The organism is Bradyrhizobium sp., assembly GCF_049581145.1.
Taxonomy (GTDB): Bacteria; Pseudomonadota; Alphaproteobacteria; order Rhizobiales; family Xanthobacteraceae; genus Bradyrhizobium.
The window spans coordinates 1-9333 of record NZ_JBAURI010001089.1 but is presented as its reverse complement, the minus strand read 5'-3'; the positions used below and the strand labels follow the sequence as shown (position 1 = coordinate 9333).

The following is a 9333-nucleotide window of genomic DNA, read 5'->3' as shown; positions in this document are numbered from 1 at the left end:
ACGTGGATGGCCGGGACAAGCCCGGCCATGACGAAAGTAGTGATAGGAGGCTCTGGGCATAGCGGGCGGGGCACCATTCCTTGATGTCGCATCGATCCTTTGTCTGGCTGTGCCTGCTGCCGCTCGCGGTCGTCACCGTGGCGTTCTTCGTCCTGCCGATGGTCCGGCTGATCATGTCAGGCGCGGAAGGGCCGCTCGGGATCGCGGGCTATCTGGCGATCCTGACCGAACCGCGCTACCGCACCAGCCTGATCAACACGGTTGTGCTCGCGAGCGTGACCACTGCGGTGACCTTGGTGGTGGCGACGATCGCCGGCATGTTCCTGCAGCGGCATCGGTTTCCCGGGCGTGCCGTCCTCATTGCCATGCTGACCTTTCCGCTGGCGTTTCCCGGCGTCGTGGTCGGCTTCATGATCATCCTGCTCGCCGGTCGCCAGGGCCTGATCGGCGATCTGTCGAACCGGCTGATCGGCGAAAAGCTGGTCTTTGCCTATTCGATTGACGGGCTTTTGTTAGGCTACCTTTATTTCTCGATTCCCCGCGTCATCCTGACGGTCATGGCCGCGGTGCAGAAGCTCGATGTCGGGCTGGAAGAGGCCGCGCGCTCGCTCGGCGCGAGCCCCTGGGCGGTGCAGCGGGACATCGTGCTGCCGGCGCTGGCGCCGGCTTTCATCGCCTCGGGCGCCATCGCCTTTGCCACCGCGATGGGCGCCTTCGGCACCGCCTTCACGCTTGCGACCGATATCGATGTGCTGCCGATGCTGATCTATACCGAGTTCACGCTGGCCGCGAATTTCGCGACCTCGGCCGCGCTGTCGGTCGGGCTCGGGCTGATCACCTGGTTCATCCTGGCGCTCGCCCGATCGTTCAGCGGCGGCGCGGTGGCCGCGGCCGGATGACGTTGATGCGGGATCGCCTGATCTTCACCGGCCAGCTGCTGTTCACGCTGCTTGTCGCAGCGTTCCTGGGGGTGCCCGCGGGCCTGTCGATCATGGCCGGCGTGACCGTGAATTATTTTCGCGGCATCCGCTCGGGCCTGACCCTGCAATGGGTGGCGCAAGTGTTCGATCTCTATGCCGGCACCATCGGCCTGTCGTTTCTGATCGCCTTCGCGACGCTTGCCGTGACGCTTCTGGTCGGCGTTCCCGCCGCCTACGCGCTGCATGTGCGAGGTGGGCGGCTGTCGCGTATCGTCGAGGAGATCATCACGCTGCCGCTGGCGATACCGGGGCTTGCTATCGCGCTGGGCCTGCTCTTGACCTATGGCAGCTTTGGGCAGTTCCGCCGCTCCTGGCTGTTCATCCTGGCCGGCCATGTCGTGTTCACCATGCCGTTCATGGTGCGCTCGGTGATGGCGGTGTTTTCGACCGTCGATATCAGGACGCTCGACGAGGGGGCGGCTTCGCTCGGGGCTTCGCCGGCGCGGCGGTTCTTCGATGTCATCGTGCCCAACGCGATGCCTGGCATTCTCGCCGGCAGCCTGATGGTGGTCACGCTCTCGCTTGGCGAGTTCAACCTGACCTGGATGCTGCACACGCCGCTCACCAAGACGCTGCCGATCGGGCTCGCCGACAGCTACGCGTCGATGCGGCTGGAGGTGGCCTCGGCCTACACGCTGATCTTCTTTGTCATGATCATCCCGCTCCTCGTCGCCATGCAGATGTTCGCCGAGAGGGAGCGGGGAGGATGACCATCGTGATGGGACATATCGTGAAGGGACACGGCGCCTCGGTGCGTATCGAGACCTGCGGCAAGACCTTTGCCGACGGCACCCGCGCGCTCGAGCCGGCCAGCCTCGATATCGCGCGCGGCGAAACGCTGGTGCTGCTCGGTCCCTCCGGTTGCGGCAAGACCACGATGCTGCGCATCATCGCCGGCCTCGAATTGCCCGATCCCGGCGGAAAAGTGCTGTTCGACGGCAAGGACATGACCTCGGTGCCGATCGAACGGCGCAACGTCGGCATGGTGTTCCAGTCCTACGCGCTGTTTCCCAACATGAGCGTCGCCGACAATATCGGCTATGGCCTGAAAATCAGCGGCGTGCCCAAGGCCGAGCGGGCCGCGCGCGTGGCTGAGCTGGTGGCGCTGACCAATATCACGGGGCTCGAGAATCGCCGCGTCGATCAACTCTCCGGCGGCCAGCGCCAGCGCGTGGCGCTGGCCCGCGCGGTCGCGATCCGGCCGGGCATCCTGTTGCTGGACGAGCCTCTCACTGCGCTCGATGCGGCGCTGCGCGAACGGCTGCGCAGCGAGCTCAATCGCCTGTTGCGGGCGCTCGGCATCACCACGATCTATGTCACCCACGACCAGGCCGAAGCCATGGAGCTCGGCGATCGCATCGTCGTGATGCGCAAGGGAGCGATCGCCCAGATCGGCTCGCCGCGCGAGATCTATTTCACGCCGCAAAACCGCTTCGTGGCCGAGTTCATCGGCGCCGCGAATATCATCGAGGCGCCGCTCGAAGGTGGTCATCTGGTGCTGCCCGGCGGCCGCCAACCGCTCGGCGGCGATCAAAGCCAGCCGGCCGCAATCGCCATGATCCGCCCCGAAACCATCGGCATCGTCGAGTTCGCCGGCGCGCCCTTGTCCGGAACCATCGAAAGCGTCATTTTCATCGGCGACCGGCAGCGTGTGGTCGTCAGCGGGGCCTCCGACAAGCCGCTGATAGTGGATGCGCCGAACACGGTTCAGGCCAGGCCCGGCGAGCGGGTCGGGCTCCTGATCGCGCCGGACGCCGTTCGCCTGTTGCCGCCTGGGGACTGAGCTGGGGAGAAACACGCATGCCGTCGCAACAGCTTCGTATCGCGCAGATTTCCGATCTGCATATCAAGCCACCGGGCTCGCTGGCCTATGGCCGGGTCGATACCGCGAAAGCGCTGGAACGCTGCGTGGCGAGCTTGAACGCGTTCAGGCCGGCACCTGACTTCGTGGTGATCTCGGGCGATCTCGCGGACACGCCTGCCGCCGAAGAGTACCAGCATCTCTTACGCCTGCTGGCGCCGCTCGAACTCCCCTTCGGCGGCATTCCCGGCAATCATGATGGCCGCGAACTGATGCGCGCGGCGTTTCCGAGCGCGCGTTACGCATTTTCGTCAGGTCCGCTCAATCAGAAGATCGAGCTCGCCGAGCTCGATCTGGTGCTGCTGGATTCGAGCGTGCCGGGCAAGCCGCACGGCACGCTCGACGGCGCGACGCTGCAATGGCTCGAGGTCACGCTTGCCGCATCGGCGGACCGGCCCGCGCTGTTGTTCCTGCACCATCCGCCGTTCATCACGGGCATCTGGCACATGGATCACCAGAACCTGCATAATTCTGGCGAACTGGCGCTGATCGTTCGGCGCCATCCGCGCGTGCAGCTGATCGCGTCAGGTCACGTCCATCGCGCGACGCTCGCAATATTCGCCAGCGTGCCGGCCACGGTCTGTCCCGCGCCCAATCACGCCGTCGATCTCGATCTGGCAGAATTGCGCGAGCCGTCGTTCAAGATCGAGCCGCCGGCTTTCCACCTCCACACCTGGTTTCCCGGGGAGGGGTTCGGCAATCTCGTGACCCATCAAGTGCCGGTCGGCGAGTTCGATGGGCCACATTCATTTTTCGGCCCGGACGGCAAGCTGTTGTGATCGCTCGGCTCGCGATCTTCAGCTCGCTTTGGCGAGATCGTCGTCTTCCGGCGAGTTCAGGTACATGCCCGACATGGTGTCGACCCAGCAGAGATGATCGTGAACCTTCTTCACGCCATCGACGGTTTCGGCGGCGACGACGGCGGCCTGCCGTGACCGCTCTTCGGTGATCACGCCGCTCAGATGGACGATGCCATCTTTCACGATCACGCTGAGGCCGAACGGGCACCAGTCGTTCTTCTCCATCGCATCGATGACGCGCTCGCGGATGTGATCGTCGTCGGCGGTCGGATCGGGGACCTGGCGGGCGAGGCTTGCAACCGCCTGCAGCAGGTTGGCGCGCGAGACGATGCCGACCACCTGGTCGCCGCGAACCACCGGCAGCCGCTTGACGTTGTTCCTTTCCATCATGTCGACGATCTCGGCCAGCGCCGTATCTTCGGTGATCGTGATCGGCGACTTGGTCATGACCTCGTCGACCCTGCGGCCATGTTCGTGAACGAAATCGGAGGCCGATTTGCCGGGGCCGAGGATGAACCGCAACCAGCGGCCGCGCTTGCGCTGGGTTCCGATTTCGCTGCGGCGGATGAAATCGCCCTCCGAGACGACACCGACGAGCTTGCCTGTGGCATCGACCACGGGCAGCCCGCTCACGTGCTTCTGCAACATGATGTTCGCAGCGTCGACGATCGTGGTTTCGGGCGTAACGGTGATGACCGGCCGGGTCATGATCTGATGGGCGCGCATGGGAGGCTCCGCGAGTTCGAAAATTGAAACTGATATAACTCAGGCTAGCCGCATTGCGGCATGCCGATTTGATCGAGGTCAAACGCCCTTTGGCTTGTATTCCATCGCCTTGATGCAGCTCAATGCGGTCGTCCGCATGGGGCGTATGCTTAACAAAAATAAAATGCGCAACACCGCAGGTTAGTTAGCAGGAGGTTTCCATGACTGAGCTCTCCGAACCGCGCGCCGAAATCACGGAACAACCGGCCTTCGATGCCGTTGCGGGCTCTGCTCAAGCGAACTTGACTCAAGTGAATCTGGGGCAGGCAAAAAAGTATGCTCTGGATTTCCTGTTCGGTGCGCAGCGGGTGATGCTCGAGGAGCTTGTGTTCGCCAGCGATGAGTTGTTGGATCGGGCGCGAACCGAGACGCATCTGTTCACGGAATTCGTCTCGAAAATGGCGGGAGCGCATTCGGTTAACAATATCAAGACGATGTACGAAGAATGCGGGCAGCACCAGATCGACTTCATTCGGCGTGATTGTGAACGGCTCTTCAAGCATGGGCAGCGGATGATCGAGACCACCTCCAATCTGCTGCGTGAGCGGCTGCATAGCTGATTTGTCGTCCCGACGTCACGGAGCCAAAATCCTACCGAAAAAATAGAGACAATTCCGTGTCGACATCGACGTTACCGAAAACTGAGGTGCTCGCGTTGCCGCCTCCCGCTCGTGCTGCGGTCGCTGGCCTTGCCGCGGGGCAGCCCACCCCTGTCGTCGCCAGCGCCAGCACGGAGCACGTGTCCGAGCCCGATCACGATTCGCCGCCGGAGGGCCATGAGGCTGATCGCGCGTTTCACGCGATGGTGGCGCGCTTCACCGGCGGTATCTCCCCCGTCGCGCTCTCGCTGGCCTATATCGACTGGGCCGCGCATCTGGCGGCGGCGCCGCAGCGGCAGACGGAGATTGCTCAGGAAGCCATTCGTGGCGTCGGCAAATGGATCGACGCGGTACTGCACTATGCCGCGCCGGGCCAAAAACCCTGGTCGCTGGCCAGGCCGCAGCCGCAGGATCGGCGGTTTGCCGCCCCGCAGTGGCAAAGCCCGCCGTTCAATCTGTTGGCGCAAGGTTTTCTCCTGGGTGAGCAATGGTGGCACACCACCACCACCGGCGTGCGCGGCGTTGCGCCGGCGAACGAGGCGGTGGTCGAATTCTCGGTGCGGCAGGTCCTCGACATGCTGGCGCCGTCCAATTTTGCCGCGACCAATCCCGAGGTGCTGGAAAAGACGTTCCAGAGCGGTGGCGAGAATTTCGTGTTCGGCTGGCAGAACTGGTGCAGCGACCTGACGCGCGCGCTCGGGCCGGCCAAGCCAGAAGGGGATTATATCGTCGGAGAGACCGTCGCGACCTCGCGCGGCAAGGTCGTCTTCCGCAACGAATTGATCGAGCTGATCCAGTACTTTCCGACCACCGGCAAGGTGCATCCGGAACCGATCCTGATCGTGCCGGCCTGGATCATGAAATACTATATTCTTGATCTGTCGCCGCACAATTCGCTGGTGAAATATCTGACCGGCGAAGGCTTCACCGTGTTCATGATTTCCTGGCGCAATCCGGGGCCCGATGATCGCGACATCGCCTTCGATGATTATCGCACGCTCGGCGTCATGGCCGCACTGGCGACGATCGAAGCCGTCGTTCCGGGCCGGCAGATTCACGCACTGGGCTATTGCCTGGGGGGGACGCTATTGTCGATCGCCGCGGCCGCGATGGCACGCGACGGCGACAACAGGCTGAAGTCGATCACGCTGCTCGCCGCGCAAACCGATTTCACCGAGGCCGGTGAGATGACCCTGTTCATCAACGAAAGCCAGGTCGCGTTTCTCGAAGATATGATGTGGCAGCGCGGCGTGCTCGACACCACGCAAATGGCTGGCGCTTTCCAGCTGCTGCGCTCGAACGACCTGATATGGTCGCGGGTCTCCCGCGACTATCTGTTGGGCGAGCGCTCGCCGCCAAGCGACCTGATGGCCTGGAATGCCGACGCGACACGTCTGCCCTACCGCATGCATTCCGAATATCTGCGCAAGCTGTTTCTCCATAACGACCTTGCCGAGGGGCGCTACCTCGTCGACGGCAAGTCGATCGCGATGTCTGATATCCGTGCGCCGCTGTTCGTGGTTGGCACCGTCAGGGATCACGTGGCGCCCTGGAAATCGGTCTACAAGATCCACTATCAGGTCGATGTCGACGTGACCTTCCTGCTGACCAGCGGCGGCCACAACGCCGGCATCGTGGCGCCGCCCGGCGGGCAGGACCGCTCCTATCAGGTCAAGACCAAGGCCGAGCACGAGCCCTATCTCGGTCCCGACGAATGGCTGAAGGCGGCGCCGCAGGCCGAGGGGTCATGGTGGTCCGAATGGACCCGCTGGTTGACGGCGCGGTCCGGGGAGGCGTGCGAACCGCCGCGCATCGGTGTCGCGGGCTCGGAAGCGCAGGGCCTGCCCGACGCGCCCGGGGACTATGTCCGCCTCTGACCGCGTTGGGTTGCGGACTGCGATCATGTCCAGGGTTTCAGCTTGGCCAGCTTGCGATAGGCCTCCGTCGTGGCCCGCAGCAGCCGCCTTTCGCCCTTTGGCCCAAGCAGTTGCATCGGCGTCTTGAAGCCCTCCTGCCGCAGCTCGCGCAGCAGGGCGCGCGCCCTGACATCGTCGTTCAACTGTCCGAGGCTTTTTTGCGCCTTGCGCAAATGCTTGATCGCACGCCTTTGCTTGGAAAGCCGTTTATCCCTCAAGAGGCGGGCGACCGACTCGATCGAATAGTTCAGCTTCTTGTTGAGCAGCCGCACCCGATGGCGTTTCCTGGGACTCATGCGGCGCAGCTTGCGGCTCTTTTCGAGAAGCTTCTGCTCCCACTGCCCGAGTTTTTCGGCGCTGTAGGGGCCGATCGGCGTGCCGCGCTGCTGCGCCGCTTGCCTGCCCGCCTTCGTGCTCCACGGTCCGCTCTCGATCCAGCGCGACAGGCGTTCGATCAGGCGACGGTATCTGGCTGACTGCAGCGCCTGCGTCAATTCGCGCTGGCCTTCCACCCGCTTGTCGCGCCAGGCCTGGAAATGCGGGATCGTGTCCGGCTGTTCGGGATTCGTCGCCCTGACGCGATCGATGGCGACGTCGAGATCGCGCAGCGAGCCGAGCAGGCTGTTCAGCCATTTTAGCTCGTTTCGGAGCTGCGCGCCGACGGCATCATCGACCATCGGCGAAAAAAACAGGACGGTGGCCCGGAGATGGGTCAGCGCGATCCGCATCTGGTGCAGGCCGTCAGGATCGGCTTTGCCCGTCGCTTCCTGGTGGGCGGCCAGTTCGGCGAGATGGCGGCGCGCCACGATGCGAAACGCGGTGTCGCAAGGCATCGCGAAATTGAGCCTGGACACCGCCTGCTGGCGCCGCTGCGGCTTGGCGCGGGAGGAAGGCCGGCTGACTGGTTTTGGCACCGGTCTTGGTACTCGCAGCATGAACGACCCGGGATCAACTGGCCGTCGTGAGGTCGGCGATCAGCTTCTCGCACTCTTGCAGAACTGCTTCCGGCGTGCCCGCGGCGCTGACGACCTCCCAATCGATCGTGCCGGCATCATAGGTCTCCTGAAGCTCGGCAATCTCGGGCGTCGCATCGGAGGCGTCCGCCTTGCGCCGTTCGACACGGCTCTGCCGGGTCGCGAGATCCGCCACCAGAAACAGGCCGACGAAACCAGTATCTGCCCTGCGCGCCGCGTCCCGAATTGCGGCTCGCTCCGCTTCGCGGGCAAAAACCGCGTCGACGATAACGGAATGACCCTGCGCGAGAACCTGGCTCGCGCGTCGCGCCATGGTGTCGTAGATCTGCGCGCCGACCTCAGCGTCATAGGCGTTCGCCGGCAACCGCTCGGTTTCCCCGACAGCAAACAGCTGCTTTCGCAGCACGTCGCTGCGCAGCACGACGGCTCCCGGCAGCGGCGCGACGAGAGGAGCGAGCGCGCGCGCCAAGACAGACTTCCCGGTGCCCGACAATCCTCCGACGGCGATCAGCATCGGAGCCGGCGGATGGATCGAGGCCCGCGCCAATCCGAAATAGGCCCCCGCCGTTTCAATGATCCCGGCTTGGTCGGACGTGGCCCGATCAAGTCGCACCAGCAGCACATGGGCGCGGATCGCCGAACGCATCGACAGGAACAGCGGGAGCGCCGAGAGCGCGTCGAGATTCTCGGGCGGCGTGATCGAGAGATAGCGATTGAACAGCCTGTTTGCTTCTGCCCGCCGTCGATAGCGCAGCAGGTCCATCAGTGCGAAAGCGAGGTCATAGAGCACATCGATCGAGGCGATTGTCTCGTCAAATTCGATGGCGTCGAACAGCACGGGCTTTTGGTCGATCAACACGATGTTCGCCAGATGCAGATCGCCGTGGCAGCGGCGCACCTGCCCTTGCCGGCCGCGTTGTTCCAAGCATCCGCGGATCCGGGAAAATGCCGCGAGCGATGCCTTGTGCAGGTCATCGATCTCGTCGGCGGCAAAACGGCCCGCGGCCAGGGATGCGGCGGTGTTGTCGGCGATGATCCCGGCAATCGACCGGATCCAGCGAACTGCGTCGGCGCGTGGCGCCACTTTGTGGGAGTTTGCGATCGCGTCTGCGATGCCATCGACGAGGCCGGCATCGAGCGGCCCGGCTTCCGCCAGGTGATCGATGGTCTGCCGCTCATCGAAGCGGGCCATTTCGACGGCGAATTCAATCGGTGTGCCGGCGCCATCGATGCCCAAATGACCGTCGCTATCCCGGGTGATCGGAACGACGCGGCGGTAAACTTGCGGCGCGAATTGCCGGTTGACTCTGATCTCGTCATCGCAGGCGGTCTTGCGCTTGGCCAGCGTCGAATAATCCAGGAAGGGAAAGCGCACGGCGCGCTTGATCTTCAGCGCACGGTCGCCTTCGAGGAAAACCGACGCCGCATGGGTATCGAT

The 9333-nt window shown here is 63.9% G+C and carries 9 protein-coding genes; 6 read left to right on the top strand and 3 right to left on the bottom strand.

All coding sequences use genetic code 11. The features are described from left to right. The first annotated feature begins 83 nt into the window (after positions 1-83). Genes WCB02_RS35120 through WCB02_RS35105 form a run of 4 tightly spaced genes read left to right on the top strand, consistent with a single transcriptional unit; the run spans position 84 to position 3620 of the window. The gene (locus WCB02_RS35120) at positions 84-899 is read left to right on the top strand and encodes an ABC transporter permease (protein ID WP_423965921.1); all 816 of its coding nucleotides are present in this window, start codon (positions 84-86) and stop codon (positions 897-899) included. Positions 900-904: 5 nt separating this feature from the next. Further along, positions 905-1690 (top strand): ABC transporter permease, encoded by a 786-nt coding sequence (locus WCB02_RS35115; protein WP_423965919.1) that lies wholly within the window; start codon positions 905-907, stop codon positions 1688-1690. After that, positions 1687-2763: an ABC transporter ATP-binding protein gene (locus tag WCB02_RS35110; protein WP_423965917.1), complete on the top strand. Its 1077-nt coding sequence runs from the start codon at positions 1687-1689 to the stop codon at positions 2761-2763. Before WCB02_RS35115 ends, WCB02_RS35110 begins: the two co-directional genes overlap by 4 nt. A 17-nt stretch (positions 2764-2780) precedes the next feature. Beyond that, positions 2781-3620, top strand: coding sequence for a phosphodiesterase (locus tag WCB02_RS35105; protein ID WP_423965914.1), 840 nt, complete (start codon positions 2781-2783; stop codon positions 3618-3620). 18 nt (positions 3621-3638) lie between these two features. Here WCB02_RS35105 and WCB02_RS35100 read toward each other — a convergent pair whose 3' ends face one another. Further along, complete coding sequence (locus WCB02_RS35100) at positions 3639-4367, bottom strand: CBS domain-containing protein (protein ID WP_423965911.1); 729 nt, start codon at positions 4365-4367, stop codon at positions 3639-3641. Between the two features lie 200 nt (positions 4368-4567). Between WCB02_RS35100 and WCB02_RS35095 the strand changes: the two genes are divergently transcribed. Together WCB02_RS35095 and WCB02_RS35090 are read left to right on the top strand one after the other, a co-directional pair. Further along, positions 4568-4966, top strand: coding sequence for a hypothetical protein (locus WCB02_RS35095; protein ID WP_423965909.1), 399 nt, complete (start codon positions 4568-4570; stop codon positions 4964-4966). A 242-nt stretch (positions 4967-5208) separates the two neighbouring features. After that, a complete protein-coding gene (locus WCB02_RS35090; protein WP_423965925.1) occupies positions 5209-6882 on the top strand; it encodes a PHA/PHB synthase family protein in 1674 nt (557 codons plus the stop codon). 23 nt (positions 6883-6905) lie between these two features. On the opposite strand, the gene WCB02_RS35085 is transcribed toward WCB02_RS35090, so the two are convergent. Together WCB02_RS35085 and WCB02_RS35080 are read right to left on the bottom strand one after the other, a co-directional pair. Then, positions 6906-7835 carry a CHAD domain-containing protein gene (locus tag WCB02_RS35085; RefSeq protein WP_423965907.1) on the bottom strand — a complete coding sequence of 310 codons (930 nt, stop codon included), beginning with the start codon at positions 7833-7835 and terminating at the stop codon, positions 6906-6908. A gap of 34 nt (positions 7836-7869) precedes the next feature. Continuing rightward, positions 7870-9270 carry an AAA family ATPase gene (locus tag WCB02_RS35080; RefSeq protein ID WP_423965923.1) on the bottom strand — a complete coding sequence of 467 codons (1401 nt, stop codon included), beginning with the start codon at positions 9268-9270 and terminating at the stop codon, positions 7870-7872. Between the last annotated feature and the right edge of the window lie 63 nt (positions 9271-9333).

Excerpts from the sequence above, each read along its gene's own strand:
- WCB02_RS35090 (WP_423965925.1), top strand. The coding sequence starts at position 5,209 with ATGGTGGCGCGCTTCACCGGCGGTATCTCCCCCGTCGCGCTCTCGCTG.
- WCB02_RS35110 (WP_423965917.1), top strand. The coding sequence starts at position 1,687 with ATGACCATCGTGATGGGACATATCGTGAAGGGACACGGCGCCTCGGTG.
- WCB02_RS35115 (WP_423965919.1), top strand. The coding sequence starts at position 905 with ATGCGGGATCGCCTGATCTTCACCGGCCAGCTGCTGTTCACGCTGCTT.
- WCB02_RS35105 (WP_423965914.1), top strand. The coding sequence starts at position 2,781 with ATGCCGTCGCAACAGCTTCGTATCGCGCAGATTTCCGATCTGCATATC.
- WCB02_RS35095 (WP_423965909.1), top strand. The coding sequence starts at position 4,568 with ATGACTGAGCTCTCCGAACCGCGCGCCGAAATCACGGAACAACCGGCC.
- WCB02_RS35120 (WP_423965921.1), top strand. The coding sequence starts at position 84 with ATGTCGCATCGATCCTTTGTCTGGCTGTGCCTGCTGCCGCTCGCGGTC.
- WCB02_RS35100 (WP_423965911.1), bottom strand. The coding sequence starts at position 4,367 with ATGCGCGCCCATCAGATCATGACCCGGCCGGTCATCACCGTTACGCCC.